This is a genomic window from Sphingopyxis panaciterrae (genome assembly GCF_011762125.1).
GTDB classification, from domain to species: Bacteria; Pseudomonadota; Alphaproteobacteria; order Sphingomonadales; family Sphingomonadaceae; genus Sphingopyxis; species Sphingopyxis panaciterrae.
Window position 1 is genome coordinate 12,828 of sequence record NZ_JAASQN010000008.1, and the last position, 18,688, is coordinate 31,515.

Below are 18,688 nucleotides of genomic sequence, written 5' to 3' on the forward strand. Positions count from 1 at the left end.
CTTGACCCTGTTACTGGTTGTTCTGTCGCCCCAGGAAACGCGGGATATCAACCCCGTCTTCCTTGTCCGCATCGCCAGCCTCGGCCGGAACCGATCCGCGCGACAGCCGCGACATACGTTCGAACAGCGTCCCGCCGCCGACCGCACGCGCCGGCGATTCCTCGGCCGGGGCCGCGGGCGAACCGACAGGCCGATATTCGGCGGCGGGTGCCGCGGGTGCGCCGAGTACCAGTTCGTCGGCAGTATCGTCATAGGTCGCCGCAACATGCGACAATTCCATCGGCTCTTCCTCGGCCTCAGCCGCCTGCGCCTCGGGTTCGACGGCGTCGTTCAGCGAAAAGCCGGGGGCCGGATCCGGGTCGAGCGCCGGCTGCGCTGCGGCGACCGGCTCTTCCTCGGCCACCGGCTCCAGAACTTCCTCGACTGCCGGGGCGGGCGTTGCCGCGCGCGCCGGAGCGAAAGAGAAGCTGCGCGTCGCGGGTGCGGCCTGCGCCGCGATCTCGCCGTTGCTGTCGATGCCGGTAGCAACGACCGATACGCGAATCTTGCCGTCGAGGCTGTCGTTGAACGCGCTGCCCCAGATGATGTTGGCGTCGGGATCGACCAGCTCGCGAATATGGTTCGCAGCCTCGTCGACTTCCATCAGGCGCATGTCTTCACCGCCGGTGATCGAGATGATGACGCCCTTGGCGCCTGCCATCGACACGCCATCGAGCAGCGGGTTGGCGATCGCCTTTTGCGCCGCTTCGAGCGCGCGGCCATCGCCTTCGGCTTCGCCGGTGCCCATCATCGCCTTGCCCATTTCGCGCATCACGCTGCGCACGTCGGCAAAGTCGAGGTTGATCAGGCCAGGCATGACCATCAGGTCGGTGATCCCGCGCACGCCCTGCTGGAGCACTTCGTCCGCCATCGTGAACGCTTCCTTGAAGGTCGTGTTCGGATTGGCGACGAGGAAGAGATTCTGGTTCGGAATAACGATCAGCGTATCGACATGTTCTTGCAGTTCGGCGATCCCCGAATCCGCCGAACGCATGCGGCGCTGCCCCTCGAAAGTGAAGGGCTTGGTCACGACACCGACGGTCAGGATACCGCGGTCGCGCGCCGCCTTGGCGATGACCGGAGCCGCACCGGTGCCGGTGCCGCCGCCCATGCCGGCGGCGACGAAGCACATATGCGCGCCGTTCAGCGCCTCTTCGACCTGCGCGATGCTTTCCTCGGCGGCCGCGCGGCCGACTTCGGGACGCGAACCCGCGCCCAGTCCCTGGGTTATCTGCGTCCCCAGCTGGATGCGCCGTTCGGCCGGCGAGGCGTTGAGCGCCTGCGCATCGGTGTTCGCGACGATGAAATCGACGCCCTCGACGCGGGCGGCGATCATGTTGGCGATGGCATTGCCGCCCGCGCCGCCGACGCCGATCACCGCGATCCGCGGCTTCAGCTCATCGACCTGCGGCGGGCCAATATTGATGCTCATCAATCAATCTCCCTGCAGCGGCGAACCAGCGCCGCTTCCCTCACCATGCGACCCTGCCGGTCGGTGGTCAGACCGCCCGGCTTTCTTACCGTGCATTGCACTATTGTTACGCGGGAATCACCCAAAAAATTAACCTTTTCGTCGCTCTGCAGTCAGAAACTGCTTTTCAGTGCCGCCATCAGCCGGTGAATGATCCCGACGCCCTTCGGCCGGTACACATCCTGTCCCATCATCGGCAGATCGCGAAGATCCACCGGGTCCGATGCGGCATAGAGAACCAGACCCGCGAGCGTTGCGAAAGCCGGTCCCGAATGCGCATCGGGCAGGCCGTGCAAGCCGCGCGGCCGCCCGACGCGCGCGGCGCGGCCGAGCGCGCTCTGGGTATAGTCGGCGATGCCTTTCAGGTCCGCTCCGCCGCCCACCAGAACCACTTGCCGCCCGATCGGGCCGACGAAATGCAGGTCTTTCAGCGTCCTGCCAATCTCTCCCATCATCGCATCGAGCCGCTGGCGGATCACCGACACAAGCTGTGCGCGCGTGATGCGCGGGGAATCACTGCCCGCCGGGGCGCCGGGTTCGAGTTCGATGATCTCATTATTATCGCGCGGGCTGGCCGACGCCGAGCCATAGAAGCTCTGGAGCCGCTGCGCCTGGCTGCGCCGGATGCCAAAGGCCGATGCGATATCGTCGGTGATGTCACTGGCACCGAACGGCAGCGACGCCATTTCGACGAGCATGCCGCCGGCATAAAGCGAAACCGTGGTTACCGCGGCGCCGAGTTCGACGAGCGCGACGCCGAGGTCGCGTTCCTCGTCCGACAGGCAGGCCAGCCCTGCCGCGATCGGCGAAGCGACGACGGCGCGCACGTCGAGATGCGCCTGCCGCACCGCCGCTTCGAGGTTCCGCACCGGCGCGCCCTCAGCCATGATGATGTGAATGTCGACGCCGAGCCGGTCAGCGTGGAGGCCGATCGGGTTCTTCACCCCGGTCAGCCCGTCGAGCGTATAGAGCGCGGGCTGTGCGTGGAGGATCATCCGCCCTTCGGGATCGATGCCGGCGCGGCCCGCGGCGAGCAGGTCGTCGACATCCTCCTGCTCGATGCGGTGGCCGCCAAGCTCGCTTTCGATCGGCGCGACGTCGCTCATCAGGCTGCCCGCCGAAAAGGCGACCCAGACGTCATCGATGTTCAGCCCGGCGATGCGTTCGGCCTGTTCGATCGCCTCGCGGACGATATGTTCTGTCTGCTCCATGTCGGCGACATAGCCGCGCTGGACGCCGCGGCTTTCGCGCTGGCCGGTGCCGAGGACATGAAGCTGGCCATCGGCGGTCTGCCCGGCGATCAGCGCGCAGACCTTCCACGACCCGACATCGAGCGCGGTGATGATCTTCTCGATCCGCGGCGGCGCCATGACCTTATCCCTTCTCCGCCGAGCTGGCGGCCGCAACCGCGTCGACGGCGGCGCGCGCATCGTCGAGCTTGGCGGGTGCCACCTGCCCTTCGTGGGGCAGACGTAGCACGAAACGTTCGGGATCGCGCATATCGAAACGCAGGATGCCGCGGCCGAGCAGGCGATTGGCGCCGTCCATATGCGCGAATTTGGCGAGCGCGAGCTTCGCTTCCGCCTCGCCTTCGGGCAGCGACAGCGTCTCGCCGCTGCGGAAGCGCAGGTCCCAGCGGCGGTTGCCGACCCAGGTCGCACCCGCCAGCAGATCCTTCAGCGAGCTCGCCTCGGCCAGCAGCCGGTCGAGATCCTGCGAGCGCTGGTTCGCCTTTGGCCCGATGACCAGCGGCAGGTCGGGCATCGTCGCGACCGACACCGGTTCGAGCACGACGCCCTTTTCGTCGATCAGCGACAGGCGGTTATTATGCTGCCAGATCGCCGCGGGTGTCCGTTCGACGATATCGACGACGAGCGTGTCGGGCAGCCGCCGCGATACGCGCGCATCCTTGATCCAGCCATATCGCATCAGGTCGTGGCGAACCTCGGCGATATCGACCGCCGCCATCGAGCGATCCTTCTGCGCCAGCGCGATGTCATAGACCTTCAGCCGGTCGATGCGGTCGGCACCGACGACTTCGACTTTCTTGACCTGAAAGCCCGCGCGGCCGACGACCTGCGCCCATTCTTCCTGGACCTTTGCCGTCACCCCGGTCGCGTGGGCGGCAAGGCCCGCCACCGCGAACAGGCTGAGGCCGATCGTCCAGTTGGCGACCTTCTGCAGCCGCTGGGGGCTGATCGGCAGCGCATTGATGAGCGCATTGACCCGCGAGGTCTTGATCGTCCGGCGTTTTTTCGGCGCCCGCGACGGCCGCCGCGGCGGCGCCTTGGCGCGTTTGATCTTCGTACTGCTCATAATAACGCTTCCCCCACGATGCGTTCGACAAGCTCGGCATAATCCATGCCGACGGCGCGGCCCTGTTCGGGCACGAGACTGAGCGGCGTCATCCCCGGCTGGGTGTTGACCTCGAGCAGGAAGATGCCGGCAAGGCCATGTTCGTCGTCCCAGCGGAAGTCCGAACGCGACGCGCCCTTGCAGCCGAGCAGGCGGTGCGACTGCAGCGCCAGATCCTTCATCCGCTGCGCGACCTCTTCGGGAACGTCGGCGGGACAGACATGTTCGGTCAGGCCGTCTGTATATTTCGCGTCATAATCGTAGAAGCCCGACTTGACGCGCAGCTCGGTCACGGCGAGCGCGATGTCGGCGAGCACCGCGACGGTCAGCTCGCGACCCTTGATGAAGGGTTCGGCGAGCAGGCGGTCGAATTCCTGCCACGGGCCGACCGCGTCGCGCGCGATCGGATTGCCGTAATTGCTGTCATCCTTGACGATCGCGACGCCGACCGACGAGCCTTCGTTGACGGGTTTCAGGACATAGGGCCGCGGCAAGGGGTCGGCTGAAAACAGGCTTTCGCTGTCGACCATCGTCCCCGTCGGCATCGGGATTCCATGCGGCACCAGCGCCTGTTTCGTCAATTCCTTGTCGATCGCGATCACCGAGGTGACGAGCCCGCTGTGGGTATATTTGAGCCCCATCAGGTCGAGCATGCCTTGCACCGTGCCGTCCTCGCCCGGGACGCCGTGGAGCGCGTTGAACACGACATCGGGCTTCGCCTCGGCGAGCCGCTGTGCGACGTCGCGATCCATATCGATGCGAGTGACCTTGTGCCCGCGGCTTTCAAGCGCGTCGGCGACGCCATTCCCGCTCATCAGCGACACTTCGCGCTCTGCCGACCAACCGCCCATCAGGACGGCAACATGCCAAGGACCCCGGCTCACTTTGCCACTCCCACGTTCATCTCCTTTGGCGCTTCGGCAAAAATGCCCACGCGCTGAATCTCCCATTGCAATTCGATGCCGCTCTTGGCCTTCACCCGGCGGCGGACTTCCTCACCGAGCGCTTCGATATCGGCGCTCGTCGCTTCGCCGGTGTTGATCAGGAAATTGGTGTGCTTCTCGCTGACCTGCGCGCCGCCAACGGCGAAGCCGCGGCAGCCGGCTTCGTCGACGAGCTGCCAAGCCTTGTGCCCGTCGGGGTTCTTGAAAGTCGAACCGCCGGTCTTCGAACGCAGCGGCTGCGACGCTTCGCGGCTCGCCGAAATGCGGTCCATTTCGGCCTGGATGGCTGCGGGTTCTCCCGCCCGGCCGCGGAACGTCGCTCCGATAACAACCGCGCCATCGGGCAAGTCGCTGTGGCGATAGGTATAGCCAAGATCGGCGAGCGGCAGCGTCTTCCGCTCGCCCGAGCGGAGCACGACATCGCAGTTGATGAGGATATCCTTGACCTCGCCACCATAGGCGCCGCCGTTCATGCGCACGAAGCCGCCGACGGTGCCGGGAATCGAGCGCAGGAATTCGAGCCCCGCGATGCCCGCATCGCGCGCGGTCGAGGAGACGAGAATGCCCGACGCGCCGCCGCCGCAGCGCAACGCCGTCGCATCGATCGCTTCGACTTTGGCGAAGGCCTTGCCAAGCCGGACGACGACACCCGCGAAGCCACCGTCGCGGACGATGAGGTTCGAGCCGAGCCCGAGCGCCATCACCGGCACAGCGGGATCGAGATCGCGCAGGAAATCGGCGAGATCGTCGGCGTCCTTCGGTTCGAACAGCCAGTCGGCCGGGCCGCCCGACTTGAACCAGACGAGCGGCGCCAGCGGCGCCTTCGCCGTCAGCTTGCCGCGAACGGATGGAAGGGTTGCGACGGCGCTCATGCCGCCTCGACAGCGACAGCGAGACCCGCCGCCATCTTCGTAATATCCCCCGCGCCAAGGCAGATGACCATATCGCCCGCGCTCAAATCGCCCGCCTTGATGCTCGCAGCAATGCTAGCGGACAGCGCATCCGCGTCGGCGACGACATTCGCCTGACGGTGCCCGCGATCGCGCAGGCCCTGAACCAGCGCATCCGACGACACGCCGTCGATCGGGCTTTCACCCGCGGCATAGACGGGCAGCGCCAGTACCATGTCGGCGTCGTTAAATGCCTGCTGGAAATCGTCCATATGATCGCGCAGGCGCGTGAAGCGGTGCGGCTGAACGACGCCAACGACGCGCCCCGCCCCCGCCCCTTCGCGCGCGGCCGACAGCACCGCGCGGATTTCGACAGGGTGATGGGCGTAATCGTCGATCACGGTCACGACGCCTTCACCCACCGCGATCTCGCCAACTTTGGTGAAGCGGCGCTTGACTCCGGCAAAGCCGTTGAACCCCGAAACGATCTTGTCGTCCGGTACCCCCATGTGCAGCGCCACCGCGATCGCGGCGAGCGCGTTCTGGACATTGTGGCGCCCCGACATCGGCAGGTGAATGCCCTCGATCGTGCGGCTGTTGCCGTCGCGGTCGCGCACGACGACATCGAAGCGGTTGCCGTCGGGGCCCGGCGTCACATTGGTGCCGCGCACGTCGGCCTGCGCCGAGAAGCCGTAGGTGACAATGCGCCGGTCGCGGATGCGCGGGATGATCGCCTGCACCTCGGGATGGTCGAGACAGAGCATCGCAGCGCCGTAAAAGGGCACATTCTCGATAAACTCGACGAAGGCGTCCTTGATCGCGTCGAAGCTGCCATAATGGTCGAGATGTTCGGGATCGATGTTGGTGACGACCGCGATCGTGCCGTCGAGACGCAGGAAGCTGCCGTCGCTCTCGTCGGCCTCGACCACCATCCAGTCGCTGGCGCCGAGGCGCGCGTTCGAGCCATAATTGTTGATGATGCCGCCGTTGATCACCGTCGGGTCGATCCCGCCCGCGTCGAGCAACGCCGCGACAAGACTGGTCGTCGTCGTCTTGCCATGGGTGCCCGCAATCGCGACGGTCGATTTCAGCCGCATCAGTTCGGCGAGCATTTCGGCGCGGCGGACGATCGGGATGCGGTGCGCGAGCGCCGCCTCGACCTCGGGATTGCCGCGCTTGACCGCGGTCGAGGTGACGACGACCGCCACGCCGTCGACATTCGACGCTTCATGTCCGATCGCGACCTTGATCCCGCGCTTGCGAAGGCCCTCAACGACATAAGAATCAGCGATGTCGCTGCCCTGCACCCGGTAGCCCAGATTGTGCATGACCTCGGCGATGCCCGACATGCCGATACCGCCGATACCGATGAAGTGGATGGTGCCGATATCGGTCGCAACGCCGCGCATCATTCGCCTCCCTGACGCGCCGCAGCGATCCCGCTCGCGGACGTACGCTGAACCGACGGCGCGCCGACGCGGATCACATCCATCATCGGCGGCGCGGCGAGCGACTCGACAAGGTCGGCAAGGTTGCGCGTCGCATCGGGAAGCCCGCAGCTTGCCGCACGCTCGGCGGCGTCTTCGAGCGCGCCGGGTTCGAGCGCCATGCGCTGGATATGCTTGGCGACCTCGGCCGGGGTAAAGTCGGGCTGCCGAAAGGCGATCGCCCCGCCCGCGTCGACGAGGTCGACGACATTATAAGTCTGGTGATCATCCATCGCCCCCGGATAGGGCACGAAGATCGCGGGACGTCCCGCGCAGGCGAGTTCGGCAACGGTCGAGGCTCCCGCGCGCGCGATGACCATATGCGCCCAGCGCAGCCGGTCGGGGAAATCCGTGATGTAGGAGGCACATTCGGCGGCGACGCCGAGTTCGGCATATTTGGCGCGCACCGCCTCGATATCATCCTCGCGGCATTGCTGGACGACCTGCAGCCGGTCGAGCAGCGCACGCGGCAGCATCGCGATCGCGGCGGGCACGACTTCGCTGAGCACCGTGGCCCCCAAACTTCCTCCGACCACAAGCAGGCGGAAGATGCCGTCCTCGGGCAACGGAGGGAAACCGTCTTCGCGGATCGCGATGATCTCCTCGCGAACCGGGTTGCCGGTGATGTGGAGCTTGGCTTCGTTCCCGGCCGGAAGCCGCTGGATGTTGCGATAGGCGACCGCGACGGCGTTGACGCGCGGCGCCATCAGCCGGTTGACGCGGCCCAATACGGCATTTTGTTCGTGCAGCACCCGCGGGCGCTTCGTCGCCCCCGCGGCGAGCAAGCTGGGAAGCGAGGGATAGCCGCCGAAGCCGACGACGACGGCAGGGTCGAAGGTACGGATCAGGTCGATGGCCATGCGGCGGCCCTTGCGGATCGCCATCGCGGCCTTGAGCCAGCCGAGGGGGCCTCCCGATACGCGGCCGGCGGGAAGGATGTGAGTGTCCATCTCGGCCGGTGCGCCGGGAATCCTGAGTCCGCGATCGTCGCTGACCAATGCCACGCGGTGGCCGCGCGAAATCAGTTCGCCCGCAAGCGCATAGGCCGGCAGCATATGGCCGCCCGTCCCGCCGGCGGCGAGAAGGAAATGGCGCGTTGCTGTCATTGGGAGACCGTCATCTTTTGTTCCAGTTGCGGGTCATCGATATCCGCGCGGCATAGGGGTTTCGCCGGGTCAGCGACAAGAGCAAACCCATGCCCATCGACAGCGCGATGAAGGACGAGCCGCCATAGCTGATGAAGGGCAAGGTCATGCCCTTCGACGGGAAAAGCTGGGTGTTCACCGCCATGTTGATGATCGCTTGGCCGCCGAACTGCGCGATCAGCCCCGCGACCGCGAGGATCAGGAAGCTGTCCTCTTCATCGAGCAGGCGGACGAGCACGCGGACAATGATCGCGAGATAGAGGATCGCGATCGCGATGCACGCGATCATCCCGAACTCCTCGCCAATGACCGAGAAGATATAATCGGTGTGCGCTTCGGGCAGCTGGAACTTGGCCAGCCCCGCGCCGGGTCCGGTGCCGATCAGTCCGCCGGCCGTGAGGGTGGCATGCGCCTTGTCGACCTGGAAGCTGTCGCCCTCGGCAAACAGCCAGATATTGATGCGCTGCTGCGCGACCGGATAGAAGAAATAGGCGAGTACGATCCCCGCGAGCCCCGCCCCGGCGAGCATTCCCATGATCCGCATCGACAGGCCGGCGACCAGCACCAGCACGAACCAGGTCGCCGCAAAGATGATCGTCTGCCCCAGGTCAGGCTGTCCCATCAGCAACAGCGCGATGACCCCGGTGAGCACGAAGGAGAGCGGCACCACCGGCAGGCTCTGGTCATGGAGCCGCAGCGACAATATCCACGCGAGCGAGACGGCGAAGAAGGGTTTCAGGAATTCGGACGGCTGGAGCCGGAAAGCCCCGCTGCCGAGCCAGCGCTGTGCACCGTTCACCGACGCCCCGACGAGCGGGACGAGGAAGAGCAGCGCCAGAAAGAGGATCGTGCCGTAGATGGCAAAGCGCCGCGCCTGCGGCTTGGGCAACATCGACACCGCCGCCATCACCGGCACCCCGACAATCACCCACATCAGCTGGCGATAGAAATAATAGAGCGGATCGAGGCTGGCGGTCGTCGTCGACAGCTTTTGCGCCGCGACCGGCGACGCCGCGGCGACGGCGACGAGCCCGACCGCGATCAGCATCGATACGAGCAGCAACAGCACCCGGTCGATTTCCCAGAACCACAGGCCCAGCGGGGTGCGATCGGCGCGGCTGAGACGCGGCCCGCGGCGCTTGACCGTGCGCGTGGTGGCGATGACCGGCCGTTCCGACGTTGCGTCCATATTGTCCATCCCCCCGCTCATGCCCCAAGTGCCCGCACCAGCCCACGAAAAACATCGCCGCGCTGCTCATAATCCTTGAACTGGTCGAACGACGCGCAGGCCGGCGATAGCAGGATGATGTCGCCGGGCGCCGCCGCCGCCGCCGCACGCGCAACCGCGGTCGCAAGGTCGCCCGACCGGTCGGCCGGGATCGTGTCGCCGATTTCCGCCGCGAACGGCTCCATCGCTTCACCGATCAGATAGGCGCGCTTGACGTTGGCGAACCAGGGTCGGCAGGCCTCCAGCCCGTCGCCCTTCGCCTGCCCTCCGGCGATCCAGTGCAAACGCTGGTCCGGCGCCGGCGGAAAGGCCGCCAGCGCCGGTGCAGCGGAAGCCGCGTTGGTCGCCTTGCTGTCATTGTACCAGCGGGCGCCAGCGACTTCGCCAACCAATTCCATGCGATGCGGCAGTGCGTTGTATGTCGCGAGGCCGCTTTCGATCTGTTCGTCGTTCAGCCCAAGCACGCGGCAGACCGCGATCGCGCATACGGCGTTCTGGGCATTGTGCGGGCCCTGCAATGCGGGCCAGCGCATCTGATCGGCGGGGTCGATATCCTTCGCCGAGACGCGATGAAGACGATGGTTGATCCGGCTGGCGATCGCCTTCGACGGACCGTCATCGACCGCGACGATCGCAACCTGATCACGGTGCTGGAGCGAAAATAGCCGCGCCTTCGACGCCGCATAGCCCTCGAACCCGTCGTAGCGATCGAGATGGTCGGGGGTGATATTGGTCAGCACCGCGACGTCGCACGCCAGGCTGTGCGACAGATCGATCTGATAGCTCGACAGTTCGAGCACATAGACGCCGCCCTCCGGGAGCGGATCGCGCGACAGGATCGGCAGCCCGATATTGCCGCCCATCAGCGCCGGCACGCCCGCGCTTTCCAGCATATGGTGGATCAGCGCGGTGACGGTCGACTTGCCGTTGGTGCCGGTGATACCGACGACCTTGTGCGGCGGCAGGTCGGCGCGCGCCTCGGCGAACAGCTCGATATCGCCGATGACGGGCACATGCGCCTCACGCGCATGCGCGGCGATCGGATGGCGGTTCAGCGGCACGCCGGGCGACACGACAACGCCCGCAAAGCCGACCAGGTCGATTTCAAGCGGATCGCCGATATCGGCGTTCAGCGCCATCGCCTCGTCGCGCGCATTCTCGCGATTGTCCCACGCGGTGACGCCTGCGCCGCTGGCGACAAGCGCCTCGACGGTCGCCAGACCCGAGCGCGCCAGTCCCAGCACCGCATAGCGGCGGCCGGCAAAGGCGCGCGCGGTGATCACCGCAGCTTCAAGGTCGCGAGTCCCGCGAGCGCAAGGATGATCGAGACGATCCAGAAGCGGATGACGACGGTGGATTCGGGCCAGCCCAATTGCTCGAAATGATGGTGGATCGGCGCCATGCGGAAGACGCGCTTGCCGGTACGTTTATACCAGAAGACCTGGATGATCACCGACAGCGCCTCGACGACAAACAATCCGCCAACGATCACGAGTACCAGTTCATGCTGCGCGGTGACCGCGATCGTCGCCAGCGCGCCGCCAAGCGCAAGGCTGCCCGTGTCGCCCATGAAGACCGCGGCGGGGGGCGCGTTGAACCACAGGAAGGCAAGGCACGCCCCGATGATCGCGGCAGCGAAGATCGCCAGCTCGCCCGCCCCCGGAACATGCGGAATCCCCAGATAGTCGGCGAACTTCACATTACCCGACAGATAGACGATGACGAGGAAGGTCAGGCTGGCGATGATCACGGGGAAGGTCGCGAGACCATCGAGCCCGTCGGTCAGGTTCACCGCATTGCCGAAACCGACGATCAGTACCATCGCGAAGACATAATAGAGCGGCCCGAGTTCGAGCACGACCCCGCTGAAGAAGGGCAGATAAAGGTCGGTCCCGGTCCGCGACACGATCAGGAACACCGCGACACCGGCAATCAGAAATTCGATGAGCAGGCGCACGCGCCCTGGAATTCCGCGGTGGCTGGCTTTCGTCACCTTGTCGAGGTCGTCGAGAAAACCGACCGCCGCGAACCCGCCGGTGACAAATATGCACGCCCAGACGAAGCGGTTCGACAGGTCCATCCACAGCAAGGCGGAAATCATCAGCGAGATGAGGATCATCAGCCCGCCCATCGTCGGCGTGCCTTTTTTGGCGAGATGGCTTTGCGGGCCATCGTCGCGGATCGGTTGCCCCTTGCCCTGCCGCATGCGCAGCATCTGGATGAAGCGCGGGCCGATCCACAGCCCGATGATCAGCGCGGTCGCAACGGCGGCGCCCGACCGGAAGCTCAAGTATCGAATGAGGTTGAGCACCCCCGGAAAGCCAAGCCATTCCGCCAGCCAATATAACATCAATAATCCCCGTTGGTCAGCGCCGTCACGATGTGCGACAGGCCGACGCTGTTCGACCCCTTGATCAGCACGGCATCGCCGGCGCGGATCAATTCGCCCAGCCGCGCCCTGGCGGTCGGGTGGTCGGGCACATGCGCGAAATCGATGCGACCCTCAAGCGCTTTGGCGAGCGGTGTCATCTCGTCGCCGACGAGCAGGGCGAACTGCACCCCCGCCGCGACGAGCGGAGCTGCCAGCGCCGCATGATAATCGTCGCTGCCCGCGCCAAGTTCGCGCATCGCCCCCAATATCGCGATCCGGCGCTCGGCGGATTCGCTGCCGAACTGGCCGATGGTCGCCGCCATCGAGGCGGGATTGGCATTATAGCTTTCGTCGATGACCAGAACGTCGCCGCCGGTCACGGCCATGCGATGACGCGCGCCGCGTCCCGCGATCCCAGGCATTTCGGCGAAGGCGAGCCCCGCCGCGGGCAGATCGCCGCCCACCGCCTTGACCGCGGCGAGCACCGCGAGCGAATTCGACACCCAATGCGCGCCGGCCTGCGCAATCGTGAAACACAGCAACGCATCCTGCACCTGCGCGGTGACCAGCGAGCCGCCCTGCCCGTCGGACAGCCAATCGATCGCGCGCACGTCGGCGCCTTCGCCCAACCCGAAGCTGACGACATGCGCCGCATGGTTTTCGGCTTTTCCGCGGAGCTGCGCATAATAGGGGCTGTCGAAGGGAATGATGGCGGTGCCGCCGGGTTCGAGCCCTTCGAAAATCTCGCCCTTCGCGTCGGCAATCGCTTCCTCGCTGCCGAAATGCTCCAGATGCGCGGGCGCGATGGTGGTGACGATGGCGACATGCGGGCGTACCAAGCGCGTCAATTCGGCGAGTTCGCCCGCATGGTTCATCCCCATTTCGAACACGCCGTAATCGGCGGTCGACGGCATGCGCGCGAGGCTCAATGGCACGCCGACATGATTGTTGTAGCTTTTGACCGAGCGATGCGCCTTGCCGGGGCGGAAGCGGTCGAGCGCCGCGAACAGCGCCTCCTTCGTCCCCGTCTTGCCCGCCGATCCGGTAACCCCGATGATCCGCCCATGGCTGCGCGCGCGCGACGCGGTGCCGAGCACGTTCAGGGCGGCGGCGCTGTCGGGGACGCGAACATGGGGATGGTCGATCGCGGCTTCGCAGATGACACCCGCGGCGCCCGCCGCAATCGCTTTATCGATAAAGGCGTGGCCGTCGGCAAATTCGCCCTTCATCGCGACGAACAAGTCACCTTTTTTCACCTCGCGCGAGTCGAACGCAACGCCCTGCACGGTGAAGTCGGCGCTGGCGGTGCCGCCGGTCGCCTGGGCGATGGCGCGTGCGGTCCACAGCGGGGTCATGCCGCCGCCTCGCGCGCGACCGCGACATCGTCGAACGGAATGACGCGCATATCGTCGCCGCGCCCGACAATCTGGCCTTGTTCATGCCCCTTGCCCGCGATGCAGATGATATCGTCGGCGCGCGCTTCGGCAATCGCGGCGGCGATCGCGGCGCGGCGATCGCCGATGATCTGCGCAGCGGGCGCACCATCGGCGATAGCAGCACGGATGAGCGCGGGATCTTCGCCGCGCGGATTATCGTCGGTGATGATCAGCACCTCGGCCTTGGCGGCGGCGGCCTTCCCCATTTCCGGGCGCTTCGCCTGATCGCGGTCACCGCCGGCGCCGAAGACAAGGATCAGCCGGCCCGTCGCATGCGGCCGCAATGCGTCGAGCGCCGCCTCGATCGCATCCGGCGTATGCGCATAATCGACATAGACGGGCGCGCCCGCCTTGGTGATCGCGGCGCGCTCAAGGCGGCCGCGTACCGGCTGGAGTCGCGCGAGATTGGCGAGCGTCTGCGCGGTATCGCCGCCGGTTGCAATCGCCAATCCTGCCGACACGAGCGCGTTGGCGACCTGGTAGGCACCGATCAGCGGCAGGGTCACCTTATAGGTCGCGTCGCCCGATGCGATTACAAGCAACTGCCCGAGCTGGGTCGGTTCGCGCGACACGAGACGCAAATCGGTGCCGTTCGCCCCAACGGTCATCAGCCCGATGCCGCGAGCGTTCGCTGCAGCAACCACAGCGGCCGAATATTCGTCATCGTTCCAGACAACGACAGTCCCGTCGACCTCAACGACCTCAGCGAACAGCCGCAACTTGGCGGCAAGATAGGCCTCCATCGTGCCATGATAGTCGAGATGATCGTGGCTGAGGTTGGTGAAAGCCGCCGCCTTCACCGGCAGCCCCTCGGTACGATATTGGTCGAGGCCGTGACTCGATGCTTCGAACGCGGCATGCGTCACGCCCTCGGCGGCCAGGCCCGACATGTTGCTGAGGAAAGTGACGATGTCGGGCGTCGTCAGCCCCGTCGAGGCGCTTTCGTTCGACGTCGTGATGCCGAGCGTGCCGATAGACGCGGCGTTGAACCCCGCCATGCGCCATAGCTGGCGCGTCATTTCGACGGTCGAAGTCTTGCCGTTGGTGCCCGTCACCGCGACGCAGGTCGCGGGAAAACGATGAAAGAAGCGCGCCGCGATATGCGCAAAGGTGCGGCGAGGGTTGGTATCGGCGACATGGATCGCACCTTCGACCCGCGCCTCAGGCCGCGCGACGACGGCAATCGCGCCCGCTGCGACCGCAGCGGCAATGAAATCCTCGCCGTTGAACGTCTCGCCGACGAACGCGCCAAAGATCGTTCCCGGCGCGACCTTGCGATGATCGATGGCGAGCCCGGTCACAACCGGGTCGATGCCTGCCAGCCGTTGATCGTCGAGCAGCGCCGCGAGACGCATTATTCGCCTTCCCCGTTTCTCCACAGCAGGGGGGTCAGCTCGGAGACGTCGACATCGCGCGTTTCGTCGGGGAACACGCCGAGCATCGGACCGGCGCGCATCACCACTTTCCGTACCACCGGCGCCGCGGTGTAACCCGCCGTGCGCTGGCCGGAGCTGAAGGCGTTGCCCTTTGGCTCGTCGATCATCGCGATGATGACGTAGCGCGGATTATCCATCGGGAAAGCGGCTGCAAAGGTCGACACGAGCGAATGGCGGCGATAGCCGCCCGCGCCCGGCTTTTCGGCGCTGCCCGTCTTGCCGCCGACGCGGAAACCCGGTGCATCGGCCTGACGCCCGGTACCGTCGGACACGATCAGGCGGAGCAGCTGGCGCATCCGTGCGCTGGTTGAAGCCTTGAACACGCGGCGGCCCTGAGGCGGCGCCTTGTCGCCGAGTTTCATCAAGGTCGCGGGGCGCCAGATGCCACCGTTGACCAGCGCAGCATAGGCGCTCGCGAGGTGCAGCGGGGTCACCGCGATGCCGTGGCCATAGCTCGCCGTCATCGTGGTGACGCGACCCCAATCCTTGGGCCAGAGCGGGAAGGCGCGTTCCTTCAGTTCGATATGCGGGCGGCCGTCGAACTCGAGGCCGCGGAACAATTGCTCCATCTTTTCGCGGCCCAACTGGTCGCCGATCTGCGCGGTGACGATGTTCGAGCTATGGATCAGCGTCTCGGGCACGTTGAGCCAGCGGCCCATATTGTGCGAATCACGAATCCGGAACCCGGCGATTGCGAGCGGCTTGGTCGCGTCATATCGCTTTGCCATGCTGGTCACGACGCCATTGTCGATCGCTGCGCCGATGGTCAGCGGCTTGAAGGTCGAACCAAGTTCGTAGAGATTATAGGTCACCGCATTGCGCCGCGTCATCGGATCGCTGCCGGTCAGCTTGTTGGGATTGAATGTCGGCAGCGATGCCATCGCAAGCACTTCACCCGAATGCACGTCGAGGATGATGCCGGCACCCCCGATCGCCTCGAGGTTGGTCACCGCATTACCAAGCTCGCTTTCGAGCACGCCCTGCACGCGCGCGTCGATCGATAGTGCCATCGGTTCGGCGCGCGTCGCCTTGTCTACCAGCCGGTCGTCGAACGCGCCCTCGACCCCTGTGACGCCGTGCCCTTCGGCATTGGTGAAGCCAAGGACATGCGCCGCAAGCGTCAGCTGCGGATAAAGCCGCTCTTTCTCGCGCGGGAAATCGAAACCGACATCGCCGATCGCATTCACCGCCGCAACCTGGTCGGGCAGCGCACGGCGGCGGATATAGGTCGGCCGCGCACCGCTAACCTTCGCGAGCAGTTCCTCGCGCGGCATGTCGGGAAAAATCTTGTGCAGTTCGTCTGCCAGATATTGGCGGTTGTTGAGCAGTTTCGATGGCACGACGCGGATCGAATAGCCGTCGATCGTGCGCGCCAGCGGCACGCCGTTGCGATCGACGATATCGGCGCGCGCGGGCACGAATGCCGCCGAGCCCGAGCCTCGGCCGGTCGAGGAGTCGAAGACCGCGAAATAAAGCAGGCGCATCGACACGAGAAAAAAGGCGGCCGTGAACAGCAGCATCAGGATCATCAGCCGCTGTTGCGCGGTCAGCAATATTTGCTGCCGCACCCCCGCGGTGCGCACCCGGGCCGGACGGACGACCAACGTGTTCATCGTGGCTTACTGCCCTCCCGCGGCTTCGCGCGCAGCGGCGCGCTTGAGATCGGCGAGCGTCGATTCGGCAAGGAGCTGGTCCTCGATCATCTTCAACTGCTCGCGGCGCCGGGTCGGGGCGAGGCGCGGTGCAGCATCGCTGCGGACGTCGCCGCCGCGAATTTCGGCCTGAGCCAGCTGGACCGGCTTCGCGGCCGGCGCCTTGACGTTTTCGGGTTTTACTTCGGGCTTGGCCTCGGCTTTTTCGGGGGTGCCGACGGGGCTGACCATTGCCATCAGCACGGGCGCCACCTCATTGGCACCGCGCGCGCGCGGCAGGCGGTCGAGCGACGCGAGTTGGCGCTCGTTCGACAGATACTGGTCCGCGGCCGGCGCCGAATAACCGAAGGTGTCCGCGTTCCACTGTTCGAGCTGGCGCATCGAGGCGCGCACCGCGAGTTCGGATTCGAGATAGCGGATATTGTCGCGCGTGCGGTCGATCTGGCGGTTTATCTTCGCCAGTTCGCTGCGCGTCGCCGCGACCTTGAGCGATACGGGATACAACATCATCGCAATGATGAGCACGAGGAGCACCAGGCCGATCCCCTGAAGCTTGCGAGCCGCCATCAGCATGAGATTGCCTCCCTATCCGTAGAGTCGTCGGCCGAGCGAACGGACCATGCCGGAGCGCCGCTCCGCACCGCACTCCTGAGCGTCGCCGATCGCGCGCGCGGATTGCGCGCCTCTTCGGCCTTGCCCGGCCGCACCTTGCGGGCCGGGGTTTCGAAAGTTGCGGCCCGCGCCGGAGGGGTAGGCGCGGGCCGGTGGCGCGAACCGGCGGCATCGCCTCCGCTCCGTTCGCGCAAGAAATTCTTCACGATGCGATCCTCGGTGCTGTGAAAGCTGACGACGGCGAGCCGGCCGCCGGGGCGCAGCACGCGCTCGGCCGCGGCCAGACCCGCGACCAGTTCGTCGAGTTCGCCGTTGATGTGGATGCGGATCGCCTGAAAGCTTTTCGTCGAGGGATCCTTGGGCGCGCCGGGCGGATGGCGCAGCGCCTTGCGGATGACTGTCGCCAGTTCGGCGGTGCGGGCGAGCGGGCGAGCGGCGACGATCGCGCGGGCGACGCGGCGCGACTGGCGCTCGTCACCATAATGATAAAGCACGTCGGCAATTTCGGTCTCGTCGGCGCGGTTGAGCCAGTCGGCCGCGCTTTCTCCTTCCTGCGCCATGCGCATGTCGAGCGGACCGTCCTTCTGGAACGAGAAGCCGCGCTCATCGCGATCGAGCTGCATCGACGAGACGCCGATGTCGAAGGTGATGCCGTCGACGGCGTCGATCCCGCGCTCGGCGAGCAGCCGGTCGATCTCGCCGAAGCGACCGTGCACCAGCGTCAACCGGCCATCGGCTTCGGCGACCAGCGCCTGCCCCTCAGCGATCGCGTCGGGATCGCGGTCGCAGGCGATGACGTCGGCGCCCGCCGCGAGCATCGCGCGCGTATAGCCGCCGGCGCCGAAGGTCGCATCGACGTGGCGCTCGCCCGGGGCGATGGCGAGCGCGGCGAGGACTTCGTCGCGAAGGACCGGGTCGTGGCGCGGGTCGCGGGAGAGCTGAGGGGAAAGGTCGATCATTTGCGCGCCTTCCCTTTTGCAGCACCCCACGACGCCGCAAGGCGCTGGAGCACCGGGTCTGCGTCGGCGCATTCGGCCAGTGTCGGCAGCCACCAGATTTCGAGCCGGCGGCCCGAGCCCACAAATGCCGTCGCGCCGGCATCGCCGACGCGGTCGCGGTGGATGAAGCTGGGGAGGAAGCGCCCGCTGTCGTCGAGCGTGTAGGGCTCGGTGTAACTGAAGCGCTTCTTGAACTCGCTATCCTCGTCGAAATCGATGTTACGCAGCCGCGCGGTTTCGCGGTCGCGTTCGATCTCGCCGTTCAGGCGGTCATACTGATCCTGGCCATAGGCGACCAGGCAGGGCAGCTTTTCGTGGAACCCGACCCAAAGCACGCGCTGGCCGTCCGCTGTAAGGGGCACATTGTTGCGGAACTGAGAGGGGACGGCGATGCGCCCCTTGCCATCGATCGCGGCGAAGTTGGTGCCTGCATATTGACCGGGCGTCACAACCGCCATCGCTATGCCCCCTGCCGTGCGCCACCGGGCAAAACTTCCCTGATCCCGGAATCACGAATTCCGGGCCGAATGACTCAGGCGGAGATTGCCCCTCTCCGATTCCTGACTATCAACTATAAATCGGGGTGGAAAGGGGTATTTTAGGGTAAAATAGGGAATCTACTCC

16 protein-coding genes are annotated in these 18,688 nt (G+C 65.9%); all 16 read right to left on the reverse strand.

The genetic code is table 11. From position 1 onward, the window contains the following. Positions 1–10 precede the first annotated feature (10 nt). Positions 11–1,471, reverse strand: coding sequence for a cell division protein FtsZ (ftsZ, locus tag FHR22_RS20605; protein ID WP_166945820.1), 1,461 nt, complete (start codon positions 1,469–1,471; stop codon positions 11–13). Between the two features lie 152 nt (positions 1,472–1,623). Then, positions 1,624–2,880: a cell division protein FtsA gene (ftsA, locus tag FHR22_RS20610; protein WP_166945823.1), complete on the reverse strand. Its 1,257-nt coding sequence runs from the start codon at positions 2,878–2,880 to the stop codon at positions 1,624–1,626. A 4-nt stretch (positions 2,881–2,884) separates the two neighbouring features. After that, positions 2,885–3,826: a cell division protein FtsQ/DivIB gene (locus FHR22_RS20615; protein ID WP_166945825.1), complete on the reverse strand. Its 942-nt coding sequence runs from the start codon at positions 3,824–3,826 to the stop codon at positions 2,885–2,887. Continuing rightward, positions 3,823–4,749, reverse strand: a complete 927-nt coding sequence (locus tag FHR22_RS20620; RefSeq protein ID WP_166945827.1) for a D-alanine--D-alanine ligase — start codon at positions 4,747–4,749, stop codon at positions 3,823–3,825. The genes FHR22_RS20615 and FHR22_RS20620 overlap by 4 nt, the downstream gene beginning before the upstream one ends. Beyond that, positions 4,746–5,681 (reverse strand): UDP-N-acetylmuramate dehydrogenase, encoded by a 936-nt coding sequence (gene murB / locus FHR22_RS20625; RefSeq protein WP_166945829.1) that lies wholly within the window; start codon positions 5,679–5,681, stop codon positions 4,746–4,748. Before murB ends, FHR22_RS20620 begins: the two co-directional genes overlap by 4 nt. Continuing rightward, on the reverse strand, positions 5,678–7,108 hold the full coding sequence (gene murC / locus FHR22_RS20630; RefSeq protein WP_166946004.1) for a UDP-N-acetylmuramate--L-alanine ligase: 1,431 nt from the start codon (positions 7,106–7,108) through the stop codon (positions 5,678–5,680). The genes murB and murC overlap by 4 nt, the downstream gene beginning before the upstream one ends. Continuing rightward, positions 7,108–8,292 (reverse strand): undecaprenyldiphospho-muramoylpentapeptide beta-N-acetylglucosaminyltransferase, encoded by a 1,185-nt coding sequence (gene murG / locus FHR22_RS20635; RefSeq protein ID WP_166945831.1) that lies wholly within the window; start codon positions 8,290–8,292, stop codon positions 7,108–7,110. The genes murC and murG overlap by 1 nt, the downstream gene beginning before the upstream one ends. 10 nt (positions 8,293–8,302) lie before the next feature. Continuing rightward, on the reverse strand, positions 8,303–9,520 hold the full coding sequence (locus FHR22_RS20640; RefSeq protein ID WP_243853925.1) for an FtsW/RodA/SpoVE family cell cycle protein: 1,218 nt from the start codon (positions 9,518–9,520) through the stop codon (positions 8,303–8,305). A gap of 17 nt (positions 9,521–9,537) precedes the next feature. Continuing rightward, positions 9,538–10,842 carry a UDP-N-acetylmuramoyl-L-alanine--D-glutamate ligase gene (murD, locus tag FHR22_RS20645; protein ID WP_166945833.1) on the reverse strand — a complete coding sequence of 435 codons (1,305 nt, stop codon included), beginning with the start codon at positions 10,840–10,842 and terminating at the stop codon, positions 9,538–9,540. Next, positions 10,839–11,909: a phospho-N-acetylmuramoyl-pentapeptide-transferase gene (gene mraY / locus FHR22_RS20650; RefSeq protein WP_166945835.1), complete on the reverse strand. Its 1,071-nt coding sequence runs from the start codon at positions 11,907–11,909 to the stop codon at positions 10,839–10,841. Before mraY ends, murD begins: the two co-directional genes overlap by 4 nt. Next, on the reverse strand, positions 11,909–13,285 hold the full coding sequence (locus FHR22_RS20655) for a UDP-N-acetylmuramoyl-tripeptide--D-alanyl-D-alanine ligase (protein WP_166945837.1): 1,377 nt from the start codon (positions 13,283–13,285) through the stop codon (positions 11,909–11,911). The genes mraY and FHR22_RS20655 overlap by 1 nt, the downstream gene beginning before the upstream one ends. After that, positions 13,282–14,721 carry a UDP-N-acetylmuramoyl-L-alanyl-D-glutamate--2,6-diaminopimelate ligase gene (locus tag FHR22_RS20660; protein WP_166945839.1) on the reverse strand — a complete coding sequence of 480 codons (1,440 nt, stop codon included), beginning with the start codon at positions 14,719–14,721 and terminating at the stop codon, positions 13,282–13,284. The genes FHR22_RS20655 and FHR22_RS20660 overlap by 4 nt, the downstream gene beginning before the upstream one ends. Further along, positions 14,721–16,415, reverse strand: a complete 1,695-nt coding sequence (locus FHR22_RS20665) for a peptidoglycan D,D-transpeptidase FtsI family protein (protein WP_166945841.1) — start codon at positions 16,413–16,415, stop codon at positions 14,721–14,723. The genes FHR22_RS20660 and FHR22_RS20665 overlap by 1 nt, the downstream gene beginning before the upstream one ends. A 6-nt stretch (positions 16,416–16,421) precedes the next feature. Then, positions 16,422–17,027, reverse strand: coding sequence for a hypothetical protein (locus FHR22_RS20670; protein WP_166945843.1), 606 nt, complete (start codon positions 17,025–17,027; stop codon positions 16,422–16,424). After that, on the reverse strand, positions 17,021–18,025 hold the full coding sequence (rsmH, locus tag FHR22_RS20675; RefSeq protein ID WP_166945845.1) for a 16S rRNA (cytosine(1402)-N(4))-methyltransferase RsmH: 1,005 nt from the start codon (positions 18,023–18,025) through the stop codon (positions 17,021–17,023). The genes FHR22_RS20670 and rsmH overlap by 7 nt, the downstream gene beginning before the upstream one ends. After that, positions 18,022–18,522, reverse strand: coding sequence for a division/cell wall cluster transcriptional repressor MraZ (locus FHR22_RS20680; RefSeq protein ID WP_166945847.1), 501 nt, complete (start codon positions 18,520–18,522; stop codon positions 18,022–18,024). The genes rsmH and FHR22_RS20680 overlap by 4 nt, the downstream gene beginning before the upstream one ends. Positions 18,523–18,688: the final 166 nt, after the last annotated feature.